The 17239-nt window shown below is 60.6% G+C and carries 13 protein-coding genes; 8 read left to right on the top strand and 5 right to left on the bottom strand.

The window, feature by feature from the left end:
• Positions 1-368 precede the first annotated feature (368 nt).
• The 4 genes from mgtA (at position 369) to ACA075_RS20575 (ending at position 7569) form a co-directional block, all read left to right on the top strand.
• Positions 369-3071: a magnesium-translocating P-type ATPase gene (gene mgtA, locus ACA075_RS20590; RefSeq protein WP_497295002.1), complete on the top strand. Its 2703-nt coding sequence runs from the start codon at positions 369-371 to the stop codon at positions 3069-3071.
• A gap of 102 nt (positions 3072-3173) precedes the next feature.
• On the top strand, positions 3174-3584 hold the full coding sequence (locus ACA075_RS20585; RefSeq protein WP_497295000.1) for a response regulator: 411 nt from the start codon (positions 3174-3176) through the stop codon (positions 3582-3584).
• Between the two features lie 142 nt (positions 3585-3726).
• Entirely contained in the window at positions 3727-4347 is a 621-nt protein-coding gene (locus tag ACA075_RS20580; protein ID WP_497294998.1) for a response regulator, read from the top strand.
• A complete protein-coding gene (locus ACA075_RS20575; protein WP_497294996.1) occupies positions 4348-7569 on the top strand; it encodes a transporter substrate-binding domain-containing protein in 3222 nt (1073 codons plus the stop codon).
• Between the two features lie 3 nt (positions 7570-7572).
• Here the strand turns inward: ACA075_RS20575 and dkgB are convergent, their stop codons facing one another.
• The gene (gene dkgB, locus ACA075_RS20570; RefSeq protein ID WP_497294995.1) at positions 7573-8376 is read right to left on the bottom strand and encodes a 2,5-didehydrogluconate reductase DkgB; all 804 of its coding nucleotides are present in this window, start codon (positions 8374-8376) and stop codon (positions 7573-7575) included.
• A 174-nt stretch (positions 8377-8550) separates the two neighbouring features.
• The gene (locus tag ACA075_RS20565) at positions 8551-9090 is read right to left on the bottom strand and encodes a PaaI family thioesterase (protein ID WP_094468238.1); all 540 of its coding nucleotides are present in this window, start codon (positions 9088-9090) and stop codon (positions 8551-8553) included.
• Positions 9091-9351: 261 nt separating this feature from the next.
• On the opposite strand from ACA075_RS20565, the gene ACA075_RS20560 reads away from it, so the two are divergent.
• The 3 genes from ACA075_RS20560 to ACA075_RS20550 all read left to right on the top strand — a co-directional run bounded on the left by ACA075_RS20560 (position 9352) and on the right by ACA075_RS20550 (position 12372).
• Positions 9352-10218 (top strand): pirin family protein, encoded by an 867-nt coding sequence (locus tag ACA075_RS20560; protein WP_497294993.1) that lies wholly within the window; start codon positions 9352-9354, stop codon positions 10216-10218.
• A gap of 97 nt (positions 10219-10315) precedes the next feature.
• Positions 10316-11758 (top strand): mechanosensitive ion channel domain-containing protein, encoded by a 1443-nt coding sequence (locus ACA075_RS20555; protein ID WP_497294992.1) that lies wholly within the window; start codon positions 10316-10318, stop codon positions 11756-11758.
• Positions 11759-11931: 173 nt separating this feature from the next.
• Positions 11932-12372, top strand: coding sequence for a carboxymuconolactone decarboxylase family protein (locus ACA075_RS20550; RefSeq protein WP_497294990.1), 441 nt, complete (start codon positions 11932-11934; stop codon positions 12370-12372).
• Here ACA075_RS20550 and ACA075_RS20545 read toward each other — a convergent pair whose 3' ends face one another.
• From ACA075_RS20545 to ACA075_RS20535, 3 genes are all read right to left on the bottom strand, one after another.
• The gene (locus ACA075_RS20545) at positions 12373-13965 is read right to left on the bottom strand and encodes a DHA2 family efflux MFS transporter permease subunit (protein WP_497294988.1); all 1593 of its coding nucleotides are present in this window, start codon (positions 13963-13965) and stop codon (positions 12373-12375) included.
• A complete protein-coding gene (locus ACA075_RS20540) occupies positions 13962-15083 on the bottom strand; it encodes an HlyD family secretion protein (protein ID WP_497294986.1) in 1122 nt (373 codons plus the stop codon). The genes ACA075_RS20545 and ACA075_RS20540 overlap by 4 nt, the downstream gene beginning before the upstream one ends.
• A 98-nt stretch (positions 15084-15181) precedes the next feature.
• Positions 15182-15946 carry an AraC family transcriptional regulator gene (locus ACA075_RS20535; RefSeq protein ID WP_497294985.1) on the bottom strand — a complete coding sequence of 255 codons (765 nt, stop codon included), beginning with the start codon at positions 15944-15946 and terminating at the stop codon, positions 15182-15184.
• A 100-nt stretch (positions 15947-16046) separates the two neighbouring features.
• Between ACA075_RS20535 and ACA075_RS20530 the strand changes: the two genes are divergently transcribed.
• Complete coding sequence (locus tag ACA075_RS20530) at positions 16047-17180, top strand: MFS transporter (RefSeq protein WP_497299303.1); 1134 nt, start codon at positions 16047-16049, stop codon at positions 17178-17180.
• The last annotated feature ends 59 nt before the right edge of the window (positions 17181-17239 follow it).

Raw genomic sequence — 17239 nt, 5'->3', positions numbered from 1 at the left:
AACCCTTCCTGAAGAACCCCGCAATTCCCCCACCACCCACCGTTCCTTCGTTTACTCTCCAGAAATCGGGGCGTAAGCTTCGCGCGTTTTCATCAATAGCGGAGACCCTCAGTGGGTACTTGTTCGAGTGACAGTAGTCGGCCGGTTTCGATAACCGGCACCTTTCCGGCAAGATAACGCGCAGCCTGTTGCCGTTGTCTCGCCGTAAAGCGAGCAGCGGAAATCCCGATCGCGGCCAGCCCTGGACCGTGTCCCGACCTCCCTCTCATCGACGCCTGACCGTGTGTGATGTTCGACGTGCCTGTCGTCATCGCAGCGACTCGACACGCCTGCTCGAAGGTCTCCCGGCTGACCCTGGGGGCAACGCCATGAACCTTACCCTGCTCAAGGAATTCTTCGCCGGTTTCCTGCGCACCCGTCACATCAGTCGGCACTTTCGCCGACTGGCGCTGCTGGAAAGCTTCGCCGACACCACGGTCAGCCGTGAAGTGCCGCCAACCCTGGCGCAAACCCTGGTCACCGCCGCCAATAGCGACACCGGCTCCTTGCTGAAAAAACTTGGCAGCCACACCGACGGCTTGAGTGAACAGGAAGCCGACACCCTGCGCGAGCAATTCGGCCTCAACGAAGTCGAGCACGAACAACCATTGCCCCGGTGGACCCATCTGTGGCACTGCTACAAAAACCCGTTCAACCTGCTGCTGACCTTGCTCGCGGTGATCTCCTGGCTGACCGAGGACATGAAAGCCGCCATCGTGATTTTCTCAATGGTGGTGCTCTCGACCTTGTTGCGCTTCTGGCAGGAGAGCAAATCCAACCAGGCCGCCGACGCGCTCAAGGCCATGGTCAGCAACACCGCCACGGTGCTGCGCCGGGAGGCATCACGCACCGAGGTGCCGATCAAGCAATTGGTGCCGGGCGATCTGATCGTGCTTTCGGCCGGCGACATGATCCCGGCCGATTGCCGGGTGCTCAGCGCCAAGGACCTGTTCGTCAGCCAGGCGGCGATGACCGGCGAATCGATGCCGGTGGAAAAGTTTCCCCGCCAGCAGGACAGCAACACCGGCAACCCGCTGGACCTGGACAACATCCTGTTCATGGGCACCAATGTGGTGTCCGGCACGGCAATGGCGGTGATTCTCACCACCGGCAACAACACCTATTTCGGCGCCTTGGCCCAGCGTGTCGGCGCCACCGATCGCGCGCCGACCTCGTTCCAGACCGGGGTCAACAAAATCAGTTGGCTGTTGATCCGCTTCATGTTTGTCATGGCGCCGCTGGTGCTGTTCATCAACGGTTTCACCAAGGGCGACTGGACCGAAGCGCTGCTGTTCGCGCTGTCGATTGCCGTGGGCCTGACCCCGGAAATGCTGCCGATGATCGTTACCTCGACCCTGGCCAAAGGCGCGGTGTTCCTGTCGCGTAAAAAAGTCATCGTCAAACGCCTCGACGCGATCCAGAACTTCGGCGCCATGGACGTGCTGTGCACCGACAAGACCGGCACCCTGACCCAGGACAAGATCTTCCTCGCCCGAAACGTCGACGTCTGGGGCAACGACTCCGACGACGTGCTGGAAATGGCCTACCTCAACAGCTACTACCAGACCGGCCTGAAAAACCTGCTGGACGTGGCGGTGCTGGAACACGTGGAAATCCACCGTGAACTGAAGGTCGGCACGGCGTTTCGCAAGGTCGATGAAATTCCGTTCGACTTCACTCGCCGGCGTATGTCGGTGGTGGTCGCCGGGCGCGATCAACCGCACTTGCTGATCTGCAAAGGTGCGGTGGAAGAAGTGCTGGCGGTCTGCACGCGCGTGCGCCACGGCATGGTTGATGAAGCACTGACCGATGAATTGCTGGCGCGGATTCGCCAGGTCACTGCCGCGTTCAACGCCGAAGGTCTGCGGGTAGTCGCCGTGGCTGCGCGGCCTATGATCGAAGGACGCGACACTTACAGCCTGGCGGATGAACAGGCGCTGACGCTGATCGGCTACGTCGCCTTCCTCGATCCACCGAAAGAAAGCACCGCCCCGGCCCTGAAGGCGCTGGCCGCTCATGGCGTCGCGGTGAAGGTGCTGACCGGCGACAACGAACTGGTGACCGCGAAGATCTGCCGCGAAGTTGGCCTGGAGCAACAAGGCCTGCTGATGGGCAATGACATCGAGCGCATGAGCGACGCCCAATTGGCGGTGGCGGTCGAGACCACCAACGTCTTTGCCAGGCTCACGCCGTCGCACAAGGAACGCATCGTGCGTCTGCTCAAAGGCAACGGCCACGTCGTCGGTTTCATGGGCGACGGCATCAACGACGCACCGGCACTGCGCACCGCCGACATCGGTATTTCGGTGGACAGCGCCGTCGACATCGCCAAGGAAGCGGCCGACATCATCCTCCTGGAAAAGAGCCTGATGGTGCTGGAGGAGGGCGTGCTGGAAGGGCGCCGGACCTTCGCCAACATGCTCAAGTACATCAAAATGACCGCCAGCTCGAACTTCGGCAACGTGTTCTCGGTGCTGGTGGCCAGCGCGTTCATTCCGTTCCTGCCGATGTTGCCGATGCACCTGCTGGTGCAAAACCTGCTCTACGACATCTCGCAGATCGCCATCCCGTTCGATCACGTCGATGAAGAAATGCTCAGCAAGCCGCAGCGCTGGCAGCCGGCTGACGTCGGGCGCTTCATGCTCTTCTTCGGCCCGATCAGTTCGATCTTCGACATCACCACGTTTGCCCTGATGTGGTACGTGTTCGACGCCAATACCCCGGACCATCAAACGCTGTTCCAGTCCGGCTGGTTCGTGGTCGGGCTGCTGACCCAGACCTTGATCGTGCACATGATCCGCACACCGAAAATCCCGTTCCTGCAAAGCCGCGCAGCCATGCCGTTGATGGTCATGACCGGGATCATCATGGCCGTGGGGATTTTCCTGCCGATGGGGCCGTTGGCGCACTACTTCAAACTGCAGGCGCTGCCGTCGCTGTATTTTGTGTTCCTGCCGCTGATTCTGCTGGCGTACATGGGGCTGACTCAAGCGGTGAAGGGTTTCTACATTCGGCGGTTTGGATGGCAGTAATTGCCGGGTCTTTGGTTATTTCAGAAAAGTCCTACAGAAACATCTGTGCGCCTCCCGTAGCCTCGCCGCTTCAAAAATCAGCTATTCACACATGAGGCTACGATGCCGAATAAAGCCTTGCGCATCCTGATCGCCGACGAGCAACACTTTCACCGTATGCTGATCGAGCGGCTGTTCAATCAGCTCGATTATTACCGCGTGGCGCCGGTGCAGGATCTTGCTTCAATGCTGACCCTGGTCGAGTACGGTTGTGAGCCGTTCGACGTGGTGGTCGTCAATGCCGCGCTGGCGGCCGGCGAACTGGATTTGCTCAGCTATGTCCTTGATAACCGGCAGGTTCGCCACGCACTGATTTTCGACGGCCAACGGGCGCAGTTGCCGGCGATCCCGGCCAGCCGGCAACCGAAGGTTCAAGTGAGCCATGCGGCGCTGCCTGATCTGCGGTGTATCCAGATGTTGATGGCGATCATTGATCCATCGTCGCAGGAGCGTCATCAGCGGTACGCCGGGTGATTGCGACATACCGTTCGTCGGCACTGTCATTTCTGACAGGTAGATTCTGCCTTTCTCCCATGCAACAGTCCTGGCGCAGCCGTTGCGTCTGCCCCGGCGTTATCCGACGGGCATTCGTTGAGTCTTTGCACAGGGAGTTGCCATGAAGTCAGCGATGATTGTGGACGATCATCCGGTGGTTCGCGCCGCAGTGAAGCTTGTACTGGGGCGGGAAGGTTTCAAGCAGATTCATGAGGCGGCCAGCGTTGGGGACGCGTTGACCACACTTCGTGAGCAACGGGTGGATCTGCTGATCCTGGATCTGGTGATGCCCGGCGGCAACGGCCTGGACCTGCTGGAGCGAATCAAGGCCAGCGACTGGAAATGCGTGGTGCTGGTGTTCACCTCGCTCGATCCGCTGTTTTTCCAGGAGCGGTGCATGCGCGGCGGCGCGTTGGCGTATGTCTCAAAAACCAACAGCCTGGAGCAATTGCACAAGGCTGTGCACGCAATGATGGCGGGCTACACCTATTTTTCGCAGTTGCTGTCCAGGCCGATGAACCCGCTGCAACACAGCGAAAAAAAGTTGATCGATACACTGTCCAACCGCGAGTTAACCATCTTGCAATACCTTGCCCGAGGCTTCTCCAACAAAGCGATCGCCGAAGCCATGAACCTGAGCCACAAAACCGTCAGCACTTACAAAACGCGCCTGATCATAAAACTGGGGGTTGTGGCGGCGGTGCATCTGCGGGACTTCGCCATACGCAATCACCTGATCTGAGTGCGCCAGACCGTGCGGTGCATTCTACTGATCCTGATGATGTGCCTGGTGCTGCCAGCCTCGGCCCGGACCACCGGCGAGCCTGAGCGCTTGCAGTTGCTGGGGCGTTCCACGGTGGAGGGCTACGCGGTCCATCTGGATGAACAGGACCGGCAATGGCTGCGCAACAAGCGTGTGTTGCGCCTCGGGGTGAGCGGGCCGGACTACCCGCCGTTCGAAGTAACGCGCAATCACGACGAGCTGGAAGGCATCACCGCCGATTACGCCGCGCTGGTGGCGCAACTGCTGGACGTGAAGATCGAGGTGCTGCGCTACGTCACGCGTGAAGCGGCCATGGAAGCCCTTAAATACGGCGAACTGGATCTGCTCGGGACCTCAAACAACTTCGAACTGGCCGACCCCGAGCTGATCCTGTCCAGTGCTTACGCTGAAGATCAGCCGATGCTGGTCACCCGACGGGACGAGCGCATGCCCGAGGATCTGGCGGGTAAACGCATTGCCATGGCCGATGATTACCTGCCGGCGCAGACCGTTGAATCGTTCTATCCCGAGGCCCACCTGCAACGTTATCCGTCGGCGCTCGATGCGCTCGGGGCGGTGGCGTATGGGCAGGATGATGTGTACCTCAGCGACCTCATCAGCGGCAATTACCTGATCAACAACAACTACTTCAATTCCGTTCATCTGGTAGGGCCGTCGGGCCTCGACGCTAACCCGTTCGGCTTCGCACTGCCCCGGCACAACCTGCCGCTGAAGGACCTCCTCGACAAGGCGCTGGCGGCGATCCCCATGGAGCAGCGCTCAATCATCGAGCAGCGCTGGAGCGCCGGCAGGGCCAAAGTGGCGGGACAGCAACGTGTGGATCTGAGTGTGAGTGAACAGCGCTGGCTGGATCAGCATCCGACGGTGAGGGTGGCGGCGATCGAGGACTTTGCGCCGTTGACGTTTTACAACGCCAATGGAAGCTTCAGTGGGTTGACGGCGCAATTGCTGACGCTGATCAGCCAGCGTAGCGGCTTGAACTTCAACGTGGTGCGAGGCCAGACCCTGGACCAGCAGATCCTGCGGCTCAAAGCCGGCGAGATCGACGTCTTGCCCGCCATCATCCCCACGACCGAAGACGTCGCCGGGCTGCACTTTACCCGGTCCTATGTGACCAATCCGTACACGCTGGTCAGTGCAGCAACCGCCGATAGCCCTAAGACACTGGGCGATTTGGCCGGCAAGCGCTTGGCGATATATCCCCGTCACCCGATGCGTGCGTTCATTCAGGCGCGGGCGCCGCAGGTGCAGATGGTGGGCGTACAAAACCCGGCCGAAGGTCTGGAATTGGTGGCGAAAGGACAGGCCGATGCCGCGCTCAGCTCATTGTTCATCACCCGTTACCTGATCGCCCGGTACTACCAGGGGCGTTTACGGATCAGCAGCACCGTGGGCGACGAGCCGGCGCGTATCGCCATGGCAACCGGTCGTGATCAGCCGGAGTTGTACTCGATTTTGAACAAGGCGTTGCTGAGTATTTCGCCCGAAGAGATGGACGCGTTGGTCGCTCGCTGGAGCAATGATGCGGTGGTCGAGGACAGTTATTGGCTGCGTCATCGGCAAAACATCTTGCAGGCATTTGCCGCCGCCGTGGCGTTGTTGTTGCTGGCGCTGGGCTGGATTGCCTGGCAGCGTCGGCAGATCCGCCAGCGCCAGCAGTGGATGCAGCAATTGCAGGAGGCCAAGGACGCGGCGGACGATGCCAACCGTGCCAAAACCACGTTTCTGGCGACCATGAGCCATGAAATCCGCACACCGATGAATGCCTTGATCGGCATGCTTGAAATGGCTGAGAAGCAGGCGCAAGAGGGCATCGTCGACCGTTTTGCCATAGACGTCGCGTCCACTGCCGCGCAGCAGTTGCTGGCATTGATCGGCGATATCCTGGACATCGCACGCATCGAATCCGGGCATTTATCCCTGACACCCGAGCGCGTCAATCTGCGTGACCTGGTGGCGTCAGTTTGCCGGGTGTTTGAAGGGCTGGCGCGGGAGAAAAACCTGGGATGGCGAGTTGATCTGGACCCGCGCAGCGACCACGACGTGCTGGTCGACCCCACGCGCTTCAAGCAGGTGCTGTCCAACCTGTTGAGCAACGCGATCAAGTTCACCCGTGACGGGGAGGTGAGTTTGACGTTGCGCGTGGTGTCCGGTGTATCGGGGCATCTGGCGGTCAATCTGCGCATTGCAGACAGTGGCATCGGCATCAGCGCAGCCGACCAGCAGCGGTTGTTCAGTCCGTTCGTTCAGGCCGGTAACAGCCAGCAATCCGCCCGCCAGGGTTCCGGCCTGGGATTGGTGATCAGCCGCACGTTGTGCGAAATGATGGGCGGACGGCTGGTGCTGCACAGCGTCCTCGGCCAGGGCTCGCACGTCGACATCAGTCTTTCGCTGATGGTGTTGAAAGCGTTGCCACCCTGTGAATCAGTGGACAGCGGATCGCCGAAACCCACGCGGCCACTGACCATTCTGGTGGTTGACGATTACCCGGCCAATCGCCTGTTGCTTTCAAGTCAGCTGGGCTATCTGGGGCATCGCGTGATGGAGGCCGAGGATGGCGAGCAAGGGCTGGAGCTGTGGCGTGTCCACGAGTTTGATGTGGTCATCACTGACTGCAATATGCCGAACCGCAGCGGTTATGAGTTGACCGGTGCGATACGCGATGAAGAGCGCATGCAAGGCCTGCCGCCGACACTGATCCTGGGTTTTACCGCCAATGCGCAGCGCGAGGAAAAGGTCCGGTGCCTTGAGGCGGGCATGGATGACTGCCTTTTCAAACCCATTGGGCTGGCGGATCTGAGTGGATGGCTGGCTGACCGGTTTGAAGAGGCCAGGAGTGAACCCCCTTCGTCGTCGCCGATCGACTTGAGCGAGTTGGAGCAATACGTCGGTGAAGACCGGACGTTGATTAATCAATTGCTGCGCGAACTGGCCGTGACCAATCGGGATGACCGTGAACATCTGCTTGAAGCACACGCTGGCAACCATCTCGCTGATCTGCGAATCCTGGCGCACCGCATCAAGGGCGGTGCGCGCATGGTCCGGGCCCAGCGGTTGATCGAGTGTTGTGAGGCGCTGGAACGCGCCTGCGGCGAAGGGCGCGCGGCATTGATCGACGAGGCCGTCGATAAATTGCAGCACGCCATGTCAAGTCTCGATCAGAGCCTTGAGCCGGGCTGACGCTTAATCCCAATGCGGCGCGATGCCTTTGGGGCTGGTCAATCGATGGCCGCGATCAAGACCTGCGATGAGCGCCATGTCGGCTTCGCTCAATTGCAGGGCACAGGCTTGCAGATTGCTTTGCAGGTTGGCGCGTTTGGTGGAAGACGGAATGACCGCGTAACCCAGTTGCATGGCCCAGGCCAGCGTGACTTGCGCCGGGGTGGCCTGCAAGCGCTCGGCGATTTGCTGGATCACCGGGTCTTTCAACACTTCGCCGTAGGCCAGGGTCATGTAGGAGGTGATCTGGATGCCCTGACGCTGAGCAAACTCGACGACCTTGCGGTTTTGCAGGTACGGGTGCAGCTCGATCTGGTTAGTTGCAATGTTCTCGGCACCGACCGCTGCAATCGCTTTTTGCATCAGCTCGACGGTGAAGTTGGAGACGCCGATCTGCCGGGTCAGGCCCAGTCGCTTGGCTTCGAGCAAGGCGCCCATGAATTCTTCGACCGGCACCTGATCGTCCGGGGACGGCCAGTGGATCAGCGTCAGGTCCAGGTAGTCGGTCTGCAGTTTGCGCAGGCTTTCTTTGAGGCTGTCGATCAACCGGTCTTTGGCAAAGTTGGCAACCCAGATTTTGCTGGTGATGAACAATTCTTCACGGGCGATACCGCTGGCGGCGATGGCCTCGCCGACCTCGGCTTCGTTTTCGTAGATTTGCGCGGTGTCGATCACCCGGTAGCCCAGCGCGAGGCCGGTGCTCACCGAATCGATGACCACCTGGCCTTGCAAGCGAAAGGTACCGAGACCGAATGCGGGAATAGACATCAATGACTCCAGGGGTTGCAGTGGGAATGGGCAGGAGTATCCCCGCCTGCCTCCCCGGGAAAAACCGCTGGATGGGCAAAGCAATGTTTACCGCAAGTCATGAATCGGGGTTGGCAGAAGGATGTGTGGTGGTGAATCTGGCGCCTTCGCGGGCAAGCAACTCGGTCTAGAGACTTATCCCCGAGCCTCAAGAATCATGCAAGTCGTCGACCCGGTCGCATACAACCGCCCATCCACATCATAAATCCGCCCCTCGGCCAGCGCGGTGGAGCGCCCCAAATGCACAATTTTCCCTTCGGCCCGGACCGGTCCGCTCGCACCGGTCAACGCCCGGACGTAGCTGATGCGCAAGTCCAGCGTCGTATACCCCTGGCCCTTCTTCAGCTGTGTATGAATCGCGCAGCCCATGCACGAATCCAGCAAGGTCGCCGCATAGCCGCCATGCACGCTGCCCAGTGGGTTGTAGTGCCGCGAATCCGGCGTGCCCTGGAAAATGAACAGCCCGGCCGACCATTCGATGGGGATGAAGTCCATCAAGGCGCCGATGGGCGGTGAAGGCAGTGCGCCGTCGCCGATACCCTCGAAAAACTCGGCGGGCGACAGCGCACTGACCTCGGCCATGGACAGGCTGCCCGGTCCGGCCAGACGCGAGCGCATGGCCTGTTCCTGGGCGATCCATTGGGCGAGGGTGGCGTCACGGTTGGGGCTTTGCATGATGAGGTCCTCAGGCGGGAGCGGATATTATGGTTGTAATCCTGGCCAATATTATGTCCGAAATAAAAACTCCGCCAGCCCCGTGTGTCGAGTCGTCACACGCATTCGCCAAGGCTCAATTCCTCGCCGATGGCAGCCCTGTCGGAACCTTCACCATCGTTCTCCAGATAGAACGCTCAAGCTGATTTTTGCCGTCTAGTGGATCAAAGCGTTCGGTCTTAAGCTGAGGCCATTGCGTTACACAACGAATTTGGAGGCAGGATGAAAAACATCATCGGTATTTACACCAGCCCGCGGACCCACTGGGTCGGCGACGGTTTCCCGGTTCGCACGCTGTTTTCCTACGACAACCTGGCCAAACACATCAGCCCGTTTTTGCTGCTCGATCATGCCGGCCCTGCGCAATTCACCCCGACCACCGAGCGTCGTGGCGTGGGTCAGCATCCGCACCGCGGTTTCGAAACCGTGACCATCGTTTACAAGGGCGAAGTGGAGCACCGCGACTCCACCGGCAGCGGCGGCAGGATTGGCCCCGGTGATGTGCAATGGATGACCGCGGCGTCGGGGATCCTCCACGAGGAGTTCCATTCCGAAGGGTTCGCCAAGAGCGGCGGCACCCTGGAAATGGTGCAGCTGTGGGTCAACCTGCCGGCCAAGGACAAAATGGCCGATGCCGGTTACCAGACGATTCTCGATGGCGACATTCCGAGCCTCCCGCTCAAGGACAAGGCCGGCAACCTGCGCTTGATCGCGGGTGAGTTTGAGGGGCACACCGGTCCGGCGCGCACGTTCACGCCTATCGATGTCTGGGACCTGCGCCTCAACGGCGGCAAATTGTTGACCCTCGACCTGCACGAAGGTCGCAACACCGCGCTGGTGGTGCTGCGCGGCACGGTTCAGGTCAACGGCCTGGAACTTGTGCGCGAAGGGCAGTTGGCGTTGTTCGAACGCGAGGGGCATCAGCTCAGCCTGGAAGCCAATGACGACGCCGTGGTGTTGCTCCTCAGCGGCGAGCCGATCGACGAACCGATTGTCGGCCACGGCCCGTTCGTGATGAACAGCGAGCAAGAGATTCATCAGGCGTTTGCTGACTTCCAGTCCGGACGGTTCGGTCAGATGGGCGATTGAAATTATTGGTGTGCTGCCAGAACCCTGCATCAAACACTCCTACACTGTGCCCAATCTGTGAGATCTTCGCGCCATTGGCCTTCGCTGGAGTTGCTTGATGCTGTCACTGCTTACCAATCACCCCTTGATCTGCGCACTGGTCCTGATCCTGATCGATCTCGGCTTGTGGCGCTTGATCAGTGCCAACGGCAGCAACTGGAAACTGGTCGTGCGGCTGGTGATTTTTGCGTTGTTCAGCGTCCTGTTGTTCAACGAAGGCATGAACCCGCTGGAGCCGGCACCCTGGGCCGATAACGTGCCGCTGCACCTTGCGGCCACGGGGTTGCAGATTGGCTGGTGGCTGTTCGCGGCGCGCACTTTGACGGTATTGATCGGTGCGCTGATGATGCAACGGGTCGGGCACACCGGGCGGTTGCTGCAGGATCTGCTCGGTGCGGTGATCTTTCTGATCGCCGTCATCGCCGCCCTGGCCTATGTGCTCGAACTGCCGGTCAAAGGCGTGCTCGCCACCTCCGGTGCGTTGGCGATCATCGTCGGCCTGGCCTTGCAAAGCACCCTCAGCGACGTGTTCTCCGGGATCGTCCTCAACACCACCAAACCCTATCAACTGGATGACTGGATCTCCATCGACGGCACCGAAGGCCGGGTCACCGACATCGACTGGCGCGCCACGCGCCTGCAAACGTCCCAGGGCAGCATGGCGGTGATTCCCAACTCGCTGGCGGCCAAGGCCAAGATCATCAATTTCAGTCGGCCGAGCGATATGTTCGGCGTCTCGATCAGCCTGCAACTGAGCCCGCACGCGCGCCCGCAAACGGTGCTCGACGCGCTGGAACGGGCGATGCAGGGTTGCCGTTATCTGCTGAACAAACCGGCGCCATGTGTCGCGTTGAAAGGCTCCAACGCCAGTGGCGTGGAGTACGAAATCAGTGGCTTCGTGGTCTCGATGGATCAGAAGCGCATGGTCCGCAATCTGCTGTTCGACCTGGCGTACCGGCACTTGCAGGCGTCCGGTGTCAGCCTGTTGTCGAACGTCGAATCCAACGCACCTGCCGGCCTGTCACGGCCACGGGCGTTGCTGGACAGCTCGAACATTTTCTCGACCCTGCGTCAGGAAGAGAAAGACACCTTCAGCCAGAACATGACCCTGCAAACCTTCCGCGCCGGTGACATGATCCTGCCGGCGGGGGAGGTCAGCGACCACCTGTTCATCATCGAATCGGGCGTGGTTTCGGTGCAGTTGAGCCGGGGCGGGGTCAAGTTCGAATCCGGGCGCATGGGGCCGGGCGAGGTGATCGGCGAGGGCGGGATCTTGTCCGATACCGCGATGCCGGCCGATTTCAGTGCCAAAACTGCGTGCAGCTTGTACCGGATCGAGAAGGATTACCTCAAACCATGCCTGGATGCGCGCCATGACATCAGCGAAGCGATGAAGGCGTTACTGGATTTCCGCTTGCACAAGGCGCAGACCCTGACCCAGGAAGTGCCGAAGGTGGTGGCGAAGAAAGGGTTTTTGCAATGGTTGCGGAATCGGGCGTAGCGATTTTTGGGGGATGAGCGCTGCGCGGTTCGGGAGCAGGCTCACCGCTTACCGATCGCCAACCCGCCATCGACACAGCCAATGGCCTCCTCGACTTCTGCGATATTGGCTATTTGTGAGAGGCGTGGGGGGGATTAACTTAGCTCCACCCCCACTTGCTCCTGGAGCCCATCATGAAACCTCGCATCGATTTCTACACCGCATCCCCAGACGCCCTCAAAGCCATGATCGCGCTGGAAACCGCTGTTTCGAAGCTGCCGCTGGAAAAGACCCTGATCGAACTGGTCAAGCTGCGCACTTCGCAAATCAACGGCTGCGCCTTCTGCCTGGACATGCACAGCGCCGATGCCCGCAAGGGCGGTGAAGACGAGCGCCGTCTGTACACATTGTCGGCCTGGCGTGAAACGCCGTTCTTCACCCCGCGTGAACGTGCGGCGCTGGCGTGGACCGAGTCCCTGACGCTGCTGAGCCAGACTTACGCGCCGGATGAGGACTACGAACTGGCGGTGTCCGAGTTCAGCCCCAAGGAAATGGTCGACCTGACCGTGGCCATTACCACCATCAACGCCTGGAATCGCCTGGCGGTGGGTTTCCGCAAAATGCCTCAAGCCTAATCAGTGAGCGTCTGCTGACGGCGCGGCCGGTGGTTGCACCTTGCGCATCAAGGGCACCATCGCCGTGGCAATGATGAAGCAGACCATGATCATCAGAAAGGCGTCGCCGTAGGTCTGGGTCTGGGCTTCGCGGTAGGTCAGCAGCCAGAGTTGATGCAGGCTGGCGGTGACGCCGGCGTCGCCGCTCTGGCCGAGGGCGGCGAAGTTGTTGCCGACCTGGGACAGCCATTGGTTCAGGGCTTCGTTGCTGCTGTTCAGGTGCTCGGCCAACCGGGTGAAGTGCAGGTTGGTGCGGTCGTTGAGAATGGTCGCACACACGGCGATGCCGATGGCGCCCCCCAGGTTTCGCATTAGGTTGAACAGCCCTGAGGCATGTTTGAGCCGTGCCGGCGCCAGTCCGCCGAGGGTCAGTGTCACCGCCGGCGGCACCGCCAGCTGCTGGGCGATTCCGCGCAAGGCTTGCGGCAGCATCAATTCTTTGGCCCCCCAGTCATGGGTGATCGGGCTGAAATCCCACATCGACAGCGCGAACAGCCCAAGGCCGGTCATCATGATCCAGCGCAGGTCGATGCGATTGGCCAGAAAGGCGTACAGCGGAATCGCCATGATCTGGAACACCCCGGTGGAGAAAACCGCCAGACCAATGTCCAGCGCACCGTAGCCTCGCACCCGGCCGAGGAACAGCGGCGTCAGGTAAATGGTCGCGAACAGGCCGATCCCGGTGACGAACGAGAAGAAACAGCCAAGGGCGAAGTTGCGATCCTTCAAGGCGCGCAAATCGACGATCGGGTTGGCCACCTGCAAGGTTCGGCCGATGAACGCCAGGCCGGCCAGGCCACTGATCCATGCCGTGGTCAATATTGTGCTGTCGCTGAACCAGTTCCAGCGCGGGCCTTCTTCGAGGGTGTATTCCAGGCAGCCGAGAAACAGCGCCATGAACACCATGCTCAGGTAGTCGGCGCCCTTGAGCAGCGACAGCTCCGGCTGGTCGATTTTCACCAGCATCGGCACCGCCACCGCGACGAAAATCCCCGGTACCAGGTTGATGTAGAACAGCCAGTGCCAGGAGGAAATGTCGGTAATCCAGCCACCGATCACCGGGCCCAGGGTCGGTGCCAGCGAAGCCACTGCGCCGATGGTCGCGGCCGCGATCACCCGTTGTTTGCCAGTGAAGAAAAAGAACGCGGTGGTGAACACCAGTGGGATCATCGAGCCACCGAGAAAGCCTTGCAGGGCACGGAAGGCGATCATGCTCTGAATGTTCCAGGCCGCGCCGCAGAGCAGGCTGGCCAGGGTGAAACCCACCGCTGAAGCGCAAAACAGCCAACGCGTCGAAAACACCCGCGACAGCCAGCCCGACAACGGAATCACGATGATCTCGGCGATCAGGTAGCTGGTTTGCACCCACGCCGTTTCATCGGTGCCCGCCGAGAGCCCGCCGCCGATGTCGCGCAGCGAAGCGGAGACGATCTGGATATCCAGCAGCGCGATGAACATGCCGATACACATGGAGGCAAAGGCGAAGACCTTGGTCGCCGTCGCCATGTTCGCGGCATTGAACGGTTGCGCGGAGGCGGCGAGGGCGCGACTCATGGCGCGCTGGCCACGGCCGGGGATTCGGGTTCTTTGCGGGTGTCCACTTCGGCGGTAACCGACAGGCCCGGACGCAGGTGACCGAGCACGCCATCGGCCGGATCAAGGATGATTCTTACCGGCACGCGCTGAACGATTTTGGTGAAGTTGCCGGTGGCGTTTTCCGGTGGCAGCACGCTGAACTGTGAGCCACTGGCCGGCGCGAGGCTGCCCAAATGGCCGTGGAATTCCTGCCCGGAAAGCACGTCGGCATGAATGACCACCCGCTGCCCCGGAATCATGCGCGCCAGTTGATCTTCCTTGAAGTTGGCATCAACCCACAGACCACTGGACGGTACCACCGACAGCAGTTGCGAACCCGCCTGGGCATAAGCGCCGACCCGCGCCCGACGATTGCCGATCACGCCGTCTACCGGGGCCTTCAGTTCGGTGTAACCCACGTTCAGTTGCGCCAGATCACGTTCGGCGTGGGCCTGCATCAGCGCGGCACGGGCCTGCTGTTTCTGGGTTGCGATCACGTTCAGTTGCCGCTGCGCCGCCAGCAGTTCGGCCTGGGCCCGCGAACTGAGGGCCTGAGCCGTCTTGAACGTGGCGTCGGCGCGTTGGGCGCTTTCCACCGAGACCGCATTGCTGCCGACCAGTTTTTTGTAGCGTGCATTGTCGTCCCGAGAGCGTGCGGTTTCGGCGCCGGCGGCATCGATGCCGGCGCGGGCCTGGCCGATCACCGCGTGTTGCAGTTGTTCGGTGGCGTCGAGGTTGGCCAGCAACGCTTCTTCGGCGGCCACCGCGCCTTCTGCCTTGGCCAGGTTGGCGCGGTAGTCACGGGAGTCGAGGCGGATCAGCACGTCGCCGGCCTTGACCTTCTGATTGTCAGTGACCAGCACTTCTTCGATATACCCTGCGACTTTCGGGCCGATCACTGTCACGTCGCCGCCGATATAGGCGTCGTCGGTTTCTTCGATGTAACGCCCGGCCGTCCACCAATGCGTCGCGTACAGCCCGGCAAACACCAGAGCAGCGATGGCCGCCGTCAGCAGGATCAACCGTTTGAGCAGGGGAGGCTTGGGTGTGCTCACCGGGACAGCAACGTCGGGTTCGAGGCTGGGCATGCTGGTCATTGAGTGAATACCTATGGGAAGCGGGTCTTTATTACGCATGTAATATGACGTATGTAATATTTTGTGGCAAATGATTTCTGCTTCCGGTCGTCAGGTGCTTACTTGAGCCAGTTACCGGGAGTGATGCCAGTCATGTCCTTGAAGAACGCGATAAACGCGCTGTCACTGGCGAACCCGGTTTCGAATGCGCTGTAGCTGATGCTGCGTCCGGTGGCGAGCAGCTCCATGGCGCGCATCAGCCGCCACTGTTGGCGCCATTGCTGATAACTCATGCCGGTTTCGCGCTGGAAGATTCGCCCGATGGTGCGACCGCTGGCACCGATCTGTTTTTCCAGCACCTGAAGTTCCGGCGGCAGGTGCTCGGGCGTTGCCAAGAGTGGCGCCAGGCGTTTGTCCGTCGGCAAAGGCAACAGCATCGATTGCTGCTTCGCATCGCGGATTTCGCTCAGGCAAAGACCCAGCAAGTGAATGAATTTGCCCTGCTGCCAATCGGTGTCGAAGTCGGCGAGGGCGATTGGTTCCAGCACCGCCCGCAACAACGGGCTGACTTCAATTACGCAGACTTGCCGAGGCAGTACGGCGCACACATCCGCTGTCAGGTAGATGGAGCGGTAGTCGACGCTCTGCTGCATCACGGCGCGGTGTTCAACCCCAGGTGGAATCCACGCCGCACGGGAGGGCGGCAACAGGCACAACTGCTGCGCGAGGGTGATGCGCGTGCAGCCCTGGCGGGTGAACAGCAACTGCCCGCGCTGATGCCGATGCAGTCCAGAATCGTGATCGCCTAAGGTCGCGGCGATGCCGACCACCGACGCCGAGTAACGATCAGGATTGAACCGTGTGTGTGCATCAATCCAGGCCATTGGTTGTCCGATTTCAACGATTAAATGTCAGGGTTTGGATAATACGTCAGTCAACGCTCATTAAGCTGCTCGCCAGTTTTTCTTGAAGAGTGAAGTCGTGATGAATTCCAAAAGCCTGTTGATTCTGGCGATTGCGTTGCTGATGTTCCCGCAGATCGCCCAAACCCTTTACAGCCCGGCACTGGCGGATATCGGCCAGGCCTTTGCCGTCTCCCCGCAACAAGCGGCGCAAACCCTGTCGGTGTATTTCCTGGCATTTGCATTCGGCGTGGTGGTGTGGGGGCGGATGTGCGACCGCATGGGCCGTCGCCCCTCGATGCTGACCGGGCTGGCGTTGTATGCCGGTGCCTCGGTGCTGGCGCTGAACGCCCGCACATTCGATGCGTTGCTGATGGCCCAGGCACTGGCCGCGTTTGGTGCCGCGGTGGGTTCGGTCGTCACGCAAACCTTGTTGCGTGACCGCTTCAAGGGTGCAGAACTGGCGCAGGTGTTTTCGGTGATGGGCATCGCGCTGGCGGCCAGCCCCGCGATAGGCTTGTTCACCGGGGCGAGCCTGGTGCAAGCGTGCGGCTATCGAGGCGTGCTGGGAGGCCTGTTGCTGTTGTCCTCGGCGTTGTGGCTGTGGTGCCTGCGGACCTTGCCGGAAACCCGCCCGCAAAATGTCACGACACCCGCGCTGTTCGAGACGCTGTGGAGAATGCTGCAAGACCGCGATATCTGGCGCTCGACGCTGTTGGTGGCGCTGTTCAATATTGCCTTGTTCAGCTACTACAGCCTCGGCCCGTTCCTGTTTCAGCGGCTGGGTTTGAGTGCGCAATGGTTTGGTTACAGTGGGGTGATTCTGGCCCTGGGCTCCGGACTCGGCGCGTGGCTCAACAAACGATTGCTGCGTCGCGGCGCGAGAGGTCCGCAGCTGATCCAGTTGGCGGGTGCGCTGATGTGTATAGGTGCCAGCGGCGTATGGCTGCTGGAAGAAAGCGCGCTGTTTGTACTGCCGATGCTGCTGGTGGTACTGGGGTTCGGTATGGCGATCCCGAACATCCTCGGTTCAGCTTTGGCCCACTACGGCGATCGATTGGGCACGGCCGGTGCGCTGTTTGGTTTGCTGTATTACCTGCTGATCGGCGGTGGGTTGATGCTCGCGGCCTGGGGCCAGGCGTTGGGGGAAACGTTGCTGCTGTGCGGCGGGTTGTCTTTGTTGGTGGCGTTAACAGCAAGGAAACCAATTGTTTAAGAAATGTAAGCGTTGTAGGACACGTCTTGCATTTGTGTAGGAACGATCTGACTATCACT

The sequence above is a fragment of the Pseudomonas sp. LBUM1663 genome, from assembly GCF_059695905.1.
The sequence above is the reverse complement of the archived record's forward strand: the minus strand, read 5'-3'. Positions and strand labels throughout refer to the sequence as shown.